Annotated in this window: 13 protein-coding genes; 8 read left to right on the forward strand and 5 right to left on the reverse strand. The window is 67.1% G+C overall.

Translation table 11 applies throughout. The annotated features are described in order from the left end of the window. Positions 1–34 precede the first annotated feature (34 nt). From pheA to IFT65_RS02695, 3 genes are all read right to left on the reverse strand, one after another. The gene (gene pheA / locus IFT65_RS02685) at positions 35–1,237 is read right to left on the reverse strand and encodes a prephenate dehydratase (protein ID WP_192079940.1); all 1,203 of its coding nucleotides are present in this window, start codon (positions 1,235–1,237) and stop codon (positions 35–37) included. A gap of 60 nt (positions 1,238–1,297) precedes the next feature. Further along, entirely contained in the window at positions 1,298–2,383 is a 1,086-nt protein-coding gene (serC, locus tag IFT65_RS02690) for a 3-phosphoserine/phosphohydroxythreonine transaminase (RefSeq protein ID WP_188326963.1), read from the reverse strand. 155 nt (positions 2,384–2,538) lie between these two features. Then, positions 2,539–3,339, reverse strand: coding sequence for an FHA domain-containing protein (locus tag IFT65_RS02695; RefSeq protein ID WP_188326962.1), 801 nt, complete (start codon positions 3,337–3,339; stop codon positions 2,539–2,541). Positions 3,340–3,454: 115 nt separating this feature from the next. Here IFT65_RS02695 and IFT65_RS02700 point away from each other — a divergent pair, with 115 nt between their 5' ends. The 3 genes from IFT65_RS02700 to IFT65_RS02710 all read left to right on the forward strand — a co-directional run bounded on the left by IFT65_RS02700 (position 3,455) and on the right by IFT65_RS02710 (position 5,569). Then, positions 3,455–3,730 carry a polyhydroxyalkanoic acid system family protein gene (locus tag IFT65_RS02700; RefSeq protein WP_188326961.1) on the forward strand — a complete coding sequence of 92 codons (276 nt, stop codon included), beginning with the start codon at positions 3,455–3,457 and terminating at the stop codon, positions 3,728–3,730. 106 nt (positions 3,731–3,836) lie between these two features. After that, positions 3,837–4,340 carry a phasin family protein gene (locus IFT65_RS02705; protein WP_188326960.1) on the forward strand — a complete coding sequence of 168 codons (504 nt, stop codon included), beginning with the start codon at positions 3,837–3,839 and terminating at the stop codon, positions 4,338–4,340. A 245-nt stretch (positions 4,341–4,585) separates the two neighbouring features. Next, the gene (locus IFT65_RS02710) at positions 4,586–5,569 is read left to right on the forward strand and encodes a restriction endonuclease (protein WP_192079942.1); all 984 of its coding nucleotides are present in this window, start codon (positions 4,586–4,588) and stop codon (positions 5,567–5,569) included. A gap of 133 nt (positions 5,570–5,702) precedes the next feature. On the opposite strand, the gene hutC is transcribed toward IFT65_RS02710, so the two are convergent. Beyond that, positions 5,703–6,431, reverse strand: coding sequence for a histidine utilization repressor (gene hutC, locus IFT65_RS02715; RefSeq protein ID WP_188326958.1), 729 nt, complete (start codon positions 6,429–6,431; stop codon positions 5,703–5,705). A 23-nt stretch (positions 6,432–6,454) separates the two neighbouring features. Then, entirely contained in the window at positions 6,455–7,825 is a 1,371-nt protein-coding gene (locus IFT65_RS02720) for a formimidoylglutamate deiminase (RefSeq protein WP_192079944.1), read from the reverse strand. A gap of 67 nt (positions 7,826–7,892) precedes the next feature. Here IFT65_RS02720 and hutI point away from each other — a divergent pair, with 67 nt between their 5' ends. The 5 genes from hutI (at position 7,893) to IFT65_RS02745 (ending at position 15,501) form a co-directional block, all read left to right on the forward strand. Next, positions 7,893–9,098, forward strand: a complete 1,206-nt coding sequence (hutI, locus tag IFT65_RS02725) for an imidazolonepropionase (protein WP_192079946.1) — start codon at positions 7,893–7,895, stop codon at positions 9,096–9,098. A 14-nt stretch (positions 9,099–9,112) separates the two neighbouring features. After that, on the forward strand, positions 9,113–10,669 hold the full coding sequence (gene hutH, locus IFT65_RS02730; RefSeq protein ID WP_192079948.1) for a histidine ammonia-lyase: 1,557 nt from the start codon (positions 9,113–9,115) through the stop codon (positions 10,667–10,669). After that, positions 10,666–11,520, forward strand: coding sequence for an N-formylglutamate deformylase (gene hutG / locus IFT65_RS02735; protein WP_192079950.1), 855 nt, complete (start codon positions 10,666–10,668; stop codon positions 11,518–11,520). Before hutH ends, hutG begins: the two co-directional genes overlap by 4 nt. Then, a complete protein-coding gene (hutU, locus tag IFT65_RS02740; protein WP_188326953.1) occupies positions 11,517–13,184 on the forward strand; it encodes a urocanate hydratase in 1,668 nt (555 codons plus the stop codon). The genes hutG and hutU overlap by 4 nt, the downstream gene beginning before the upstream one ends. A 205-nt stretch (positions 13,185–13,389) precedes the next feature. Then, the gene (locus tag IFT65_RS02745; RefSeq protein WP_192079952.1) at positions 13,390–15,501 is read left to right on the forward strand and encodes a TonB-dependent receptor; all 2,112 of its coding nucleotides are present in this window, start codon (positions 13,390–13,392) and stop codon (positions 15,499–15,501) included. Positions 15,502–15,640 lie beyond the last annotated feature (139 nt).

Here is a 15,640-nt window from a genome sequence, read left to right on the forward strand (position 1 = left end):
TGCGGGGCGCATGGGCGGCCCCGCAGGAATGAACTCAGGGCACGGCGACCGGGTACGAGCCCAGCACCTTGATCTGTGCGGCATGCGCTTCCAGCTCGGCCAGTGCGGCCTGCATCGGCTCATCGTCGATGTGCCCCGCCAGATCGATGAAGAAGCCGTACTCCCACTTGCCGTGGTGCGAGGGCCGCGACTCGATGCGGTTCATGCTGATGCCATGGCGCGCGAACGGGCTGAGCACGTCGAACAGCGCGCCGGGCTTGTCATGGATGAACACCAGCACCGAGGTGCGGTCATGGCCGGACGTCGGGAAGATGTTGCGGCCGATCACCAGGAAGCGCGTGGTGTTGTCGGCGTCGTTCTGGATCGGCTTGGTGACGACCTTTTTCAGGTTGTACACGTGGCCGGCGTTCTCGCCGCCGATCGCCGCCGCATCATCGGCGTTCCGCGCGCGACGTGCGCCTTCCGCGTTGCTCGATACCGGGATCTTCTCCGCTTTCGGCAGGTTGGCACGCAGCCAAGCCGAGGTCTGCATGAAGGACTGCGGATGCGCGTAGATGCGCTCGATGTCGTCCAGTCGGCCACTGCGCGACATGATGAACTGCTGCACGCGTAGTTCGGCTTCGCCACAGATTTTCAGGTTGGAGGTCAGGAACATGTCCAGGGTGATCTGGATGGTGCCCTGCCCCGAGTTTTCCACCGGCACCACGCCGAAATCGGCGTTGCCTGCTTCCACTTCCTGGAACACTTCTTCGATGCTGCCCATCGGCAGGCCCAGCGCCGAGCGCCCGAAATGCTTGAGCACAGCCTGCTGGCTGAAGGTGCCTTCCGGACCGAGATAACCGATCTTCAGCGGCTCCTGCTGGGCCAGGCAGGCCGACATGATCTCGCGGTAGACATGCACCAGCAGCTCATCGCTGAGCGGGCCTTCGTTGCGGTCCACCACCATGCGCAGCACCTGGGCTTCGCGTTCGGGGCGGTAGTAATCCACGGCCGCGGCGAGCTTGCCCTTGGCCTTGCCCACCTGATGGGCGAAACGGGCGCGCTCGGCGATCAGCGACTGGATGTCACGGTCGATCTGGTCGATCTTGCCGCGCACATCGGCCAGCACCGGGGGTGCGGATGCGGGTGCTTCGACCTTCGCGGCCTTGGCTTTCGAGGCGGCGTTCGGCTTGCCCGGCGCGGTGGGCTTGGCCTTGGCGGCCTTGGCGGCAGCCGGCTTGGCAGGTTTGCTAGCCATCTGTGTTCCTTGATGCAGGGCGCGCAGTCAGCGCGCGCCGGGGATGGACAGTGAAGCGACTCAACCGTGACGTTGCTGGAAGTCCGCCATGAAGGCGACCAGCGCTTCGGCGCCGGCGACGGGCATGGCGTTGTACAGCGAGGCACGGATGCCGCCCACGGCCTTGTGGCCTTTCAAGGCGAGCAGTCCCGCCGCCTTGGCATCGGCGACAAATCGCGCATCCAACTCGGCAGTGGGCAGGAAGAACGGGATATTCATCCGCGAGCGCGCGGCGACGGCGACCTCGTTGCGGTAAAACCCGCCGGACGCATCGATCGCCGCGTACACCAGCGCCGCCTTGGCCGCGTTGCGCTTGGCGAATTCGACCACGCCGCCCTCGGCCAGCATCCACTTGAACACCAGCCCGGCCAGGTACCAGTTCCAGGTCGGTGGGGTATTGAGCATGGAGTCGCGCGCGGCGTGCGAGCGGTAATCAAAAATGTCGGCGCGCGATTGCCCGCTGCGTTCCAGCAGGTCGCGGCGGATGATCACCACCGCAATACCCACCGGGCCGAGATTCTTCTGCGCGCCGGCATAGATCACGCCGTAGCGGCTGATATCCAGCGGCTCGCTGGCGATGGACGAACTGAAATCGGCCACCAGCGGCACGCCACCGGTATCGGGCGTGTCGCGGAACTCCACGCCGTGGATGGTTTCATTGGCGGTGATATGCACGTAAGCCGCATCGTCGGACAGCTGCCATCCGGCACGCGCCGGGATGTCACGGAATCCGTCGGCCTGGCTGCTGGCGACGATGACCGGCGACACGTACGGCGAGGCCTGCTTGACCGCGGTATTGCCCCAATGACCGGTCAGCACATAATCGGCGCGTTGGCCGGCGCTGGCGAAATTGAGCGGAATCAGCGCCTGCTGGGTGGTGGCACCACCGGGCAGGAACAGTACGGCGTAGTCGTCCGGCACGCTGAGCAGTTGCCGCAGATCGGCTTCGGCAGCGGCGGCCACGGCCATGAACTCCGGTCCGCGATGGCTCATCTCCACGATGGAGGCGCCAGCACCATGCCATTCCAGCATCTCTTCCTGCGCCTGGCGCAGGACCACTTCCGGCAACGCTGCAGGGCCGGCACTGAAGTTGTACGCGCGGGTCATGTCACACCTGTGAGGCAAGACCCCTAGTATGCCGCAGCGCACCAGCCTTTAGAGGCGGCCGTTCAAGGGAAATTTGGTTGCATCGGTATCCATCGGCGCGCGCCCGGATACATCGGTAGCGCCGAGCCACGCTCGGCGAGCGCAGCGGCCATCTCTCAGCGCGCGCCGAACCACAGCAGCAGGCTCAGCACACCCGCCAGCAGCAGCGCGCTCACCAACAACCACGGCCAACGCCGGACGCGGCGCGGTGCCAGATCCGTCGCGGCTTCATCCGGCTCGCTGTACGTGTACTCGTCCATCGGCTGCGGTCGCTGGCGCGGATCATCCGGCAGCTCCAGCACGAAACGATGCTGGCCATCGAACACCACCTGGTCGCCGCCCTGCAGCCAGCAATGCCGCACGGCCACGCCGTTCACCCGGCTGCCTTCGCCGGTGCCGAGGTCGCGCAGCAGGATGCGTTCGCCGTGACTCTCCACGCGCGCATGCTGATCGGCGAAGGCCGGCTCGTCGATCTGGATATCTGCGTCGGCGCTGCGCCCCACCACCAGCGGGCGATCCAGCGGAAAGCCGCGGCCGTGGTGCGGTCCGCCGACGCCTCGCAGCAGGCGCGGTTCGTCGGACGGGTGTGCGGCCTGTGCCGACGGGGCGATCACCGGTGTGTCCACCTCACCCACGATCAACAACTCCACCCCTTCCACATACACCGCGTCGCCGGCACGCAGCAGCGCCATGCGCCGCACCGGACGGCCGTTGACATGAAGCCCGCGCACCCCGGCAGCCACCTGCAGCCACAGGCCGCGCTGGTCCAGGCTGAGCTGGGCCAGCAACAGGCTGCCTTGGCTGCCTTCCACCAGTTTGATGCTGCCGTTGGCCTGGCGCACTATTTTCTGCACCCCCGGCAACAAGGGCTGGTCGGGCTGCGGGTTCTGGCTGTAATGGACGTGCAGATTAGGCATGCGGCGCAGCCTAGCAGGTGGCTGACATTCGCAGAAGAACCTTGTCAGTTGGCGTTTGCTGTCGCCATGCGCACAATGCACGGTCAAACACCACCAGCATTCGCAAGGAACCGCCATGTCCAGCATCGATATCGTCCACGCCCACGCCCTGCCCGCGCCCGCTGCGCGCCAGGCCATCGAGGACGTGGCGGCCAAACTCACCGAGCGGTTCGGCGTGCAGTCGAACTGGCGCGGCGATGTGCTGGATTTCTCCGGCAGCGGCGTGGACGGTGCCATCGAGCTGCAGGCCAGCGCCGTGCGGGTGACGGCCAAGCTGGGCTTCCTGCTGTCAGCGATGAAGGGCATGGTGGAAAGTGAGATCCAGCGCGTGCTGCAGGAAAAGCTGGGCTGAGCCAACGCCCGGCTGAATCACGGATCGACCGGGCGGGCGGCCATCACGCCGCCCCAGCATTCGCAGCGCTAGGCTGACTCCTGCATCCGTCCATGCAGGAGACCCCATGAACCAGTACGACGAGCACGACCCCCGCAACGACGCGCAGGACAAGGCGTCCTTCCAGGATCAGGCCGAGCGCGTTTCCCGACGCCTCAGTGATTCGGCCCAGCAGGTCTGGCTGGCCGGTCTCGGCGCGTTGGGCCGCGCACAGGCGGAAGGCAACCGCTTCTTCGATGGCCTGGTGAAGGAAGGCGAAGCGTTCGAAAACCGCCGCCGCGAGAAATCCACCGAAGACGGCCCGGGTTGGCGCGACAACGTGGAAGAGCATCTGGGCCAGGCACGTGAGAAAGCATCCGGCACCTGGGACAAGGTCGAGAAAGCCTTCGAAGACCGCGTGCACGGTGTGCTGAAGCGTCTGCACGTGCCGAACGCGGAAGACGTGGCAACGCTCAATGCGCGCATCGATGCCTTGACCACCCGTCTCAACCGCTTGGAAAGCCGCACTGCCAGCACCGCCAGCGGCGACCCCACCCCGGGCAGCCACCAGTCGCCGGGCAGCACGCCCTGATTGGAGTTGCTGCGGGAAACACAGCGTTCCTGCTGCTTTGTTGCAAAGCAGCAGGCTGCTGGAACAGAATCACCCCAACCCGCTGTTACCGCCGTTTGTCCCTCCCCTCACGGCTTCAGGTAATGGCGGGTTTTTCATGTCTGGCACCTGGCTTGGCTGATGCTGTGTCAGGGTGGCCCTGACGCGATGGGCACGCAGGACCTTTACACTGTCCGCCCCCCTCTGCCGTCAGCGTTCCCGCCTGCATGTTCTCCTGGATATTGGCCCTGCTGCTGGCCCTCACCTGTTTCCTGCTCGCCACCGCCTACCTGTGGCTGGTGAAACGGCGGCGCAAGGAAATGAGTCTCGGGCTGCAGGCCCTGGCCGGCATGCACTGGCGCGATTTCTCTGAACTGGTCAAGCGCGCCCTGCGTGAGCGACGCGGGCTGGAAGAGATGCGACGCCATGAGGACGACAGCCGCGAACCGCGCAGCGACTTCCTGATGGCCGAGGGTGCCAACCAGTGGCTGGTGTCGTGCAAGCACGGCTTGGCCTACCGCATCGGCACGGCCGCCATCAACGAGCTGGGCGCCGCCGCCCGCCTTGCCGGTGCACGCGGCGGGATCCTGATCACTGAAGGGCTGGTGGACGGCGACGGCCAGGCGATTGCTGAAAAGCAGTCCGTGGAAGTGCTGGACGGTCGGCGCCTGTGGCCGTTGCTGTCACCGTACCTGCCGGGCGATATCGAATCGGGCGTGAAGAATGCCGCGCGGCACGAAGCGTTGCGCCGGATCATGATTGCCGCGCTGGCCTCAAGCACATTGGGGCTGCTGGTGGGCGTGGGCTACCAGACGGTGCACAGCGAGGCACCGGTGGTGGAGTCGACCACAGCGGCACCCCGTGCGGAAGCCGCCCCTGCCGTGGCGCCTGCGGCGGCTGCTCCGACAGCGCCCGCCGATGCCCCGGGTCGCGAACCGGCGGGCCAGGAGATCAATCCGGATACCGCAACGCTGGATCGCTACCAGCAGGAGCTGTCGCGCGCCTTGGGCCGCCTGCCCGGCGTGGCAAGCGGCATCTGGCAGACCCGGCAGACCCTGGCGGTGAACCGCACCGCGGAGATCGACGAGGTGTGGCCCCGCATCTGCGAGGAAGTGATGCGCTACCCCGCCCTGCGCAACGTACGCGTACAGCTCAACGCCCGTCCCGGCGTGGACGAGCCCGTGCGCTGGCGGCAGTGCACCACGCTTTAATGCCTGGATCACGCGATTGACGGCCCGCGGCCGTCCCTATCCGCGCGATGTCTGTAGCGCCGAGCCACGCTCGGCGGAATGCCCGAACCCGGCGTTTGACGGCCAGCGGCCGTCACTACCCGCCCTCACCCATTCACCGGTTTCCCGGTGCGAAGCGGGCCACCAGGTCCCAGGCATCGCCCAGGAATATCTGCCGCACGCGGGTAATGGCCTGCTCACCGCGCCACGTATGCCGCTCGATCACCAGACACGCTGTGCCTGCCTTGACGTCCAGCAGCTTGGCCGTGGCAGCGTCCGCCCCCCATGCGCTGATGCGGTGCTGTGCGCGCGTCCAGGACACGTTCTGCAGCAACCAGCTGCCCGGCGCCGTCACCGCGAAATCCACTTCCAGCACTTCCGGCACACCGGTCGGGCTGATCAGGCGATGCTCCAGCGCCAGCGGCCGACCATCCGCCAGGTGCAGGCAGTCCATCGCCAGCAATCGCGCGGTACCTGCCAATTCGGCCTCGCCCGCATCCCCTTCGTGCGCGGTACGCAGTTGCCGCCGCAGCAGCCGATACGCGTAGGCATGACCCATCGCGCTGACCTGCATCGCGATATCCGGAATCTCCAGCGCGACCTGCTCCAGGTGCGGTGACTGCCTGGCCACGAACGAACCGGCGCGACGCCGGCGCTCGATCATGCCGCTCTCCGCCAGCGCGGTCAGCACCTTGTTCACCGTCATCCGCGAGCAGCCGTACTGTTCCATCAGCTCGTGTTCGTACGGGATGCGGAAACCGGGCGCCCACTCACCACTCAGGATGCGGCCTTCCAGTTCGCTGCGGATGCGCTGATTGAGCGTGGCGGACTTGCTGGCCTTCACGGATGTCTCTTGAGGTAGGGAAATCAGCCCAGCACGCCGCGCAGGGCCTGGGCAAAGCGGGCGGTGATGGCATCGCGCTGATGATGGCGCCCACCGGACACGCACGGGCGACCGTGTCGCCACACCGTGCGAAGCGCGCCATTACGTGCGGCAAACACCCAGCTGTCAAGCAAGGCGTCGCCGCTGCGGCCCACCAGGGCCGGGTGCGCTGCATCCAGTTCCAGCAGGTCCGCGCTTGCGCCCACCTGCAGCCCGGCGGCTACGCCGAGGGCCTGTGCTCCCCCGGCAACCGCGCCGTCGAACAGGAACCGTCCCGAGCTACGCGACGCATCGGGTGCAATCACGTTGCGCCCGCGCAGGCTCAGGCGCTGCCCGTATTCCAGCAGGCGCAGTTCCTCGGCCGCATCGATCAGCACATTGGAATCGGAGCCGACACCGAAGCGCCCGCCCTCGCGCGCGAAGGCCTGCATCGGGAACAGCCCATCACCCAGGTTGGCTTCGGTGATCGGGCACAGCCCTGCTACGGCCTGGCTGGCCACGATGCGTGCGCGCTCGTCTTCGTCGATATGGGTGGCGTGCACCAGGCACCAGCGTGCGTCCACTGCGGCGTGTTCGTACAGCCAACGCACCGGGCGCACGCCGCTCCACGCCACGCAGGCATCGACCTCGCGCAGCTGCTCGGCGATATGGATGTGCACCGGACCGTCGTTCAGCGGCAGCAACGCGGACAGCTCATCGCCGGTTACCGCGCGCAGGCTGTGCGGGGCCATGCCGAGCACCGCGTCCGGCAGCGAGGCCAACGCGGCGCGCGCGCCTTCCAGCAATCGCGCGAACCCGTCCACGTCGTGGATCAACCGCCGCTGCGCCGGATTGGGCGCCGCGCCACCGAAGTCCGCATGCGCATAGAACACCGGCAGCAAGGTCAGGCCGATGCCCGTCTGCGCGGCCGCAGCGGCGATACGCGCGGACATCTCGGCCGGGTCCGCATACGCGTTGCCGTCGGCATCGTGGTGCAGGTAATGGAATTCGCCGACGCGGGTGAACCCGCTCTCCAGCATCTCCATGTACGCCTGTGCCGCGATGGCCTCGACCGCGTCGGGTACCAGCCGGGCCAGGAAGCGGTACATCAGCTCGCGCCAGCTCCAGAAGCTGTCGCCGTCGCCGCCGCCGATCTCCGTCAGCCCGGCCATGCCCCGCTGGAACGCATGGCTGTGCAGGTTGGGAAGGCCGGGGACCAGAATCTCCACCGCCGTATCGCTGGGCTGCGCCGGAATACCCGCGTCGACCGACGCAATGCATCCGTCGCGTACCTGCAACCTGACATCGCGCGCCCAGCCATCAGGCAGCAGGGCGTGGGCAGCGTGGAAGGCAGGCGGAGACATCGCATCGGTCATGGCTGGACAACCCGGAAAGGACGCCTATATTGTATAGACATATCAGCGCAACCGTGTAGCGACGCCCATGCAGTGCGACACCCTGTGGACCAACGTACACCTGATCACCCTGTGCGGCGACGGCTTGGGCATCCTGCGCGATGGCGAGCTTGCCGCGCATGAGGGTCGCATCCTCCATGTCGGACCCGCAGGCAGCGGCGCCCACCTGCAGCCCACGCGCCGTATCGACGGCGAAGGCCGCTGGATATCCCCCGGCTTGATCGACTGCCACACCCATCTGGTGTACGCCGGCAACCGCGCCAACGAGTTCGAGCAGCGCCTGCAGGGGGTCAGCTATGCCGACATCGCCCGCGCCGGCGGCGGCATCGTCTCCACGGTGCGCGCCACACGGGCGGCAGACCACCAGGAGCTGGCGCTTCAAAGTCGCCCTCGCTTGCTGGCGATGCGTGCGGAAGGCATCACCACGCTGGAAGTCAAATCCGGTTACGGCCTGACCCTGGACGACGAACGCAAGCAACTGCAGGTTGCACGCGCACTGGGGGAAGCGTGCAACGTGCACGTCGTGCCGACCTTCCTCGGCGCGCACGCGGTGCCGCCGGGACGTGAGGCGCAGGAATACATCGACGAAGTCTGCACCGTGATGATCCCGGCCATTGCAGCGGAGGGGCTGGCTGAAGCGGTCGACATCTTCTGCGAGAACATTGCGTTTTCCACCGCGCAGGCCAGCCAGGTATTCGCCGCCGCGGAGGCGCACGGGCTGGCGATCAAGATCCATGCCGAGCAGCTGAGCAACCAGCACGGTGCCGAACTCGCCGCGCGCCACGGCGCATTGTCGGCCGACCATGTCGAACATCTGGATGCGGCCGGCATCGCCGCCATGGCAGAGGCCGGCACCGTGGCCGTGCTGTTGCCCGGCGCGTTCTACTTCACCCGCGACACGACCCTGCCGCCGATCGCGGCGCTGCGTGCAGCCGGCGTGCCGCTGGCACTGGCCACCGACTGCAATCCCGGCACCTCACCACTCACCAGCCCGCTGCTGGCGATGAACATGGGCGCCACGCTGTTCCGGCTGACGGTGGAAGAGTGCATTGCCGGCTTCACCCGGCATGCGGCCCAGGCGCTGGGCCGGGGTGATCGCATCGGCCGGCTGGCAGTGGGCATGGACTGCGACCTGGCGATATGGGACATCGACGCGCCGGCCGACCTGGTGTACCGCATCGGCTTCAATCCGCTGCACGCGCGCGTGGTGCGCGGGCAGCCCGACCCTGTTTGATGGAGCACGCTTCAATGCAAGATGACACGCGCAACACCCCGCTGGTCCTTCGCCCCGCCCATGTACCCCTTGCGCAGTGGCGGCAGGTGTATCGCGGCGCACGCATCGCACTGGATCCGGCGTGCCTGCCGGCCGTGCAGGCCAGCGCCGCGACCGTGGACGCCATCGTCGCCAAGGGCGCGCCGGTCTATGGCATCAATACCGGCTTCGGCAAGCTGGCCAGCGTGCGCATCGAGCCCGAAGACCTGGCGACGCTGCAGCGGAACATCGTGCTGTCCCATGCCGCCGGTGTGGGTGAGCCGATGCCGCCGCCGGTGGTGCGCCTGATGATGGCGTTGAAGCTGGTCAGCCTGGCGCAGGGCGCATCGGGCATCCGCGTGCAGACCCTGCAGCTGCTTGAAGCGCTGCTGCAGCACGACGTGGTGCCGGTGATCCCGGCGCAGGGGTCGGTCGGTGCATCCGGCGATCTGGCGCCGCTTTCGCACCTGGCCAGCGTGATGATCGGCGTGGGCGAGGCGTTCGTGGGGGGCGCTCGCTTGCCGGCCGCCGAGGCCTTGGCGCAGGCGGGCCTGCAGCCGCTGCAGCTGGGTGCCAAGGAAGGGCTGGCCCTGCTCAACGGCACGCAGTTTTCGACCGCGTATGCGCTGGCGGGGCTGTTCGAGATCGAGATCGTGTTCCAGGCTGCACTGGTCACCGGCGCGCTGTCGGTGGAAGCGGCCAAGGGCTCTGATACCCCGTTCGATCCGCGCATCCACAGCATCCGCGGACAGCGCGGACAGATCGTCACCGCCGCCGCGCTGCGCACCCTGATGCAGGGCTCGGCGATCCGCGAATCGCACCGCGACAACGACGTGCGCGTGCAGGATCCATACTGCCTGCGCTGCCAGCCCCAGGTAATGGGCGCGGCGCTGGACATCATCCGCCAGGCCGCCACGACGCTGGAAATCGAGGCGAATGGCGTGACGGACAATCCGCTGGTGTTCACCGATACCGGTGAAGCGCTAAGCGGTGGCAACTTCCATGCCGAGCCGGTGGCCTTTGCCGCGGACATGCTGGCGATGGCGATCTGCGAGATCGGCTCGATCAGCGAGCGCCGCACTGCGATGCTGGTCGACCCTGCCTTGTCCGGCCTGCCTGCGTTCCTGACCCCGCGTCCTGGCTTGAACTCCGGCTTCATGATTCCGCAGGTCACCGCCGCCGCGCTGGTGTCGGAGAACAAACAGCGCGCCTACCCGGCCAGCGTGGATTCGATTCCCACCTCGGCCAACCAGGAAGACCACGTGTCGATGGCAGCGCATGGCGCACGCCGCTTGATGCAGATGGCCGAGAACGCCGCCAATGTAGTCGGTATCGAACTGCTGGCTGCCGCGCAGGGCTGCGATTTCCATGCCCCGCTGCAGTCCAGTGGGGCGCTGGAAGCGGTGCGTGTGCTGCTGCGCGCGCAGGTGCCGACGCTGGAAGACGACCGCTATTTCCACCCGGACATGGTGGCGGCAACGAACCTGGTGCGCAGCGGTGCGCTGTCTGCTGGACTCGCCGAGGTACTGCCGAGCGTGGAGCCAGTTGCATGAACGCTTATCCGTCCTGGCTTGAGGTGCATGAAGGTGATGCGCCGCTGGTGATCAGCTTCCCCCACACCGGTAGTGAGCTGCCCGACGACCTGCGCGGCCGTTTCGTCTCGCCATGGCTGGCGCGACGTGACGCCGACTGGTGGGTGCATGAGCTCTACGCCTTCGCGCGCGGGCTGGGGGCCACCACGGTGCGTTCGGCGATCTCACGATCGGTGATCGACCTCAACCGCGACCCCAGCGGCGTGTCGTTGTATCCGGGCCAGAATACGACCGGCCTGTGCCCGCTGACGACCTTCGACAATCAGCCCCTGTATTCGGACGGAATGGAGCCGGATGCAGCGGAGATCGCGCGGCGCCGCGACACGTATTTCGCGCCCTATCACGCTGCGCTGCGCGCACAGATCGCGCGCCTGCGCGAGCGCCACCCCACCGTGGTGGTGTACGACGCGCATTCGATCCGATCGCAGATTCCGCACCTGTTCGACGGTGAACTGCCGCAGTTCAACCTGGGCACCGCCGGTCCGTCGGGCGCGGTGGACACGTCCTGCGACAACGCGCTGTCGGACGTGGTGGAGAATTTCTGCCGACTCAGCGGCATGCCCCACGTGCGCAACGGCCGCTTCAAGGGTGGCTGGATCACCCGTCACTACAGCGACATCCCGGGCGGTGTGCACAGCCTGCAGATGGAACTGGCCTGCCGGGGCTACATGCACGAGCCGGCCCCCGCCGCGCTGGACGCGCACAGCTGGCCTACGCCGCTGGACGACGACCACGCCGCACCGCTGCGCCACACCTTGGCGCAGGTACTGAACGCCTGCCTTGAATTCGCATCGACCCGGAGCGCCGCATGACCCGTAACGACCCGTCCCGCACCATCATCGCGCCCACCGGCACCACCCTCACCGCGAAGAGCTGGCTGACCGAAGCGCCGTTGCGGATGCTGATGAACAACCTGCACCCGGATGTGGCCGAGCGACCGCAGGAACTGGTGGTGTACGGCGGCATCGGCCGCGCCGCGCGTGACTGGGAAAGTTTCGATGCGATCGTGGCCGCGCTCACCCGGCTGGACGACGACCAGACCCTGCTGGTGCAGTCCGGCAAGCCGGTAGGCGTGTTCCGCACCCACGTCGATGCACCGCGCGTGCTGATCGCCAATTCCAACCTGGTACCGCGCTGGGCCAACTGGGACCACTTCAACGAACTGGATAAGAAGGGACTGGCGATGTACGGCCAAATGACCGCCGGCAGCTGGATCTACATCGGCGCGCAGGGCATCGTGCAGGGCACCTACGAGACCTTCGTGGAGATGGGCCGCCAGCACTATGACGGCAGCCTGGCCGGCAAGTGGCTGTTCACCGGTGGGCTGGGCGGCATGGGCGGGGCACAGCCGCTGGCTGCGGTGATGGCCGGCGCCTCGTGCCTGGCGGTGGAATGCCGCAGGTCCAGCATCGAGATGCGCCTGCGCACTGGCTACCTGGACACCTGGACCGACGACCTGGATGAAGCGCTGCGGTTGATCGAGGAATCGTGCACGGCGAAGAAGCCGCTGTCGGTCGGCCTGCTCGGCAATGTCGCCGACGTGCTGGACGAACTGCTGGTGCGCGGGGTCAAGCCGGACCTGTTGACCGACCAGACCTCCGCACATGACCCGGTCAACGGCTATCTGCCGCAGGGCTGGACCGTGGAGGAATGGGACGAGAAGCGTGTGTCCGCGCCGAAGACGGTGGAGAAAGCCGCACGCGAATCGATGGCCAACCACATCCGCGCCATGCTCGCCTTCCATGCGCTGGGCGTCCCGACCGTCGACTACGGCAACAACCTGCGCCAGATGGCGCTGGAAGAAGGCGTTGAAGATGCGTTCGATTTCCCCGGCTTCGTACCGGCCTACATCCGTCCGTTGTTCTGCCGCGGCATCGGCCCGTTCCGCTGGGCTGCGCTGAGCGGTGATCCGGAAGACATCGCCAAGACCGATGCCAAGGTAAAGGAACTGATTCCGGACAATCCGCATCTGCACCGTTGGCTGGATATGGCCGCCGAGAAGATCAAGTTCCAGGGCCTCCCCGCGCGTATCTGCTGGGTCGGGCTGGGGGATCGCGATCGCCTGGGGCTGGCGTTCAATGAAATGGTTGCCAGTGGCGAGCTGAAGGCGCCGGTGGTGATCGGCCGCGATCATCTGGATTCGGGCAGTGTGGCCTCGCCCAACCGCGAAACCGAAGCGATGGCGGACGGCTCCGATGCGGTATCGGACTGGCCGCTGCTCAACGCCCTGTTGAACACCGCCAGCGGCGCGACGTGGGTATCGCTGCATCACGGTGGCGGCGTGGGCATGGGCTTCTCGCAGCATGCCGGCATGGTGATCGTCTGCGATGGCACCGAGGCGGCCGCCAAGCGAATCGCCCGCGTGCTGTGGAACGACCCGGCCACCGGCGTGATGCGGCATGCCGACGCCGGCTATGAGATCGCGCTGGAGTGCGCGAAGGAAAAGGGATTGGACCTGCCGGGCATTCTGGGCTGAGCCATCTGATCGGTAGTGACGGCCGCTGGCCGTCAACGCCCTGCCGCTGCGCTCGCCGAGCGTGGCTCGGCGCTACCGATACCCGTCGCCCCCTTCAGCGCGGGCTCGACAACCTGCATGCGCCCTGTTAACTTTCGCCGCCTCGCTGCGGTTTACAGGGCTCATGCCCGGCCGCGGCCTCACTCCGCTGCTGGTTTTACTCCTCATGACGCCTGTTGTCCTGCCTCCCTGCGTGCTTGCCGTTGCGGTACTGACCGCCCTTGCTGCCCTGCCCGCCCGCGCTGAAACTGCGGCCCAGCCGACCACGCTGGACCGGGTCGATGTCACCGCAGCCGATACCACCGACGCCGCCCGCAAGGCGCTTGCGCGGGTGCCGGGCGCCGGCAATGTCGTGGATCTGGCCAAGGTATCGCAGGGCCGGGTCGTCGGCACCGCGGACGTGCTCGCCTATCAGCCGGGCATCACCGCGCAGTCACCGGGGAACGAAGGCACGAAGGTGTCCATCCGCGGATCTGGCATCAATCGCGGTCCCGGTGCGCATGCCTCGGGCATTTCGGTATCACTGGATGGGCTGCCCCTGACCGGCGCCGGCGGTACGCCGTACGAACTGCTGGAACCGCTGTGGCTCTCACGCGTGGACGTGCTGCGCGGTGCCAACGGGTTCGAGCGTGGCGCGCTGGCATTGGGCGGTGCCATCAACTACGTCAGCCGCAGCGGCCGCGACGCGCCAGGGCTGGAGCTGCACTACGAAGCAGGCAGCCGTGGCTACCAGAAGCGCAGCGTCGGCTACGGTGGGGTGCAGGACGCACTGGATTACTACGTCGCTTACACCGACACGCAGTTCGACGGTTACCAGCGGCATGCGTCCGGCGACGGCAAAGGCGCAATGGCCAACATCGGCTGGCAGATCACCCCGGACCTGCAGACGCGCTTCTTCGTGCGTTATCGCGAGACCCACCACGAGACGCCCGGGCGCCTGACCCGCGCGCAGATCCGCAACGACCCGCGCGCGGCCAACCCAGCCAACCTGGCCATCGATGCCAGCCGGCCACAACCCGGCAGCACGTGGATCGGCAACATGACCACGCTGCAGGTGGATGAGGATTCATCGCTGCAGGCTGGCGTGGTGTATCACAAGTACCCGATGGACTTGAACGAAAGCCTCTACCGGCAGCAGTTGGATTACGCCAACCTCAACGCGACGCTGGATTACCGCCGCCGCCACACAGTGTTCGGCCGTGACAGCGTGACCACCATCGGCCTGCGCGTCACCCATGACCTGGATGCGGACGTGCGCGAGACGCTGCGCTTCCCCAGCAATGGCTATCCCGCCGGAACCCACACGCGCGACTTCTCCCATCACGGCACCGACAGCACGCTGCATGTCAGCAATGAGCTGCAGCTGAGCGATGCCCTGAGCGTGCAGACGGGCGTGGCGCTGGTGCAGACGCGGCGAGAGGTGGAGGTCACCTGGCCACGCACCGGTGAACGCTTGAACGAACGCGACTGGGATTACGCGCCGCGGCTCGGCTTCACGTGGCAGGCCTCGCCGGCCGCCCAGTGGTTCGGCAATCTCAGCCGTTCGGTCGAGCCGGCACATCCTTGGTCGATGATCTGGGGATCAAACCTGTTCTTCCCTGCGGGCAATGGCGCATCGAGTGGACGGCAGCGTGCGCCGGTGGCGTTGGACAACCAGACCGCGACGACGCTTGAGCTCGGCGCGCGTGGCACGGCGGGCATCGGGCAATGGGAACTTATCGGCTACTACGCGCACGTGAACCATGAGCTGTTGAGCGTGGAAGTGGCGCCGGTCCCGAACCTGTTCATTGCGGAGAACAACGCCAGCCCCACCGTGCATCGCGGTGTGGAAGCCGGGCTGGACAGCACCCTGTACCAGGGCAGCACGGGGCGGATGTCACTGCGGCAGGCCTACACGTTCAGCGATTTCCGGTACCGGCATGACGCACGGTTCGGCGAGAACTGGCTGCCTGGGCTGCCCCGGCACTACTACCAGGCCGAGCTGCGGTACGACCACGCGTCCGGTCTGTATGCGGCGGTGAACACCGAGTATGCGTCGAAGACCTTTGTTGACTACGCGAACAGCTTCCGCGCGGACGGCCATGTCATCTTCGGCAGCCGTGTGGGCTTCGATGCCCCGAGTGGTAGGTGGCAGGGGTGGCTGGAGCTGCGCAACCTGGGCGACAAGCACTACGCCGCCACGGTGACGCCGGGGTATGACGACGCTGGACGTGACGTGGCCCGTTCCACGCCGGGCGAAGGATTCGGCGTGTACGCCGGCGCACGATTGCGTTGGTGATGGCGCGCCCTGCGCGTACTGGCGGGTAGCGCCGAGCCACGCTCGGCGGATTCCTGCACCGTTCGAGTCCCGCTGCGCTCGCCGACCATGGGTCGGCGCTACCGGGCAGCCTTCACGTGCTCTTTGCGTCGGGGTTGGC

This window comes from Stenotrophomonas sp. CFBP 13725, from assembly GCF_014841935.1.
In the GTDB taxonomy this organism is placed as follows: Bacteria; Pseudomonadota; Gammaproteobacteria; order Xanthomonadales; family Xanthomonadaceae; genus Stenotrophomonas.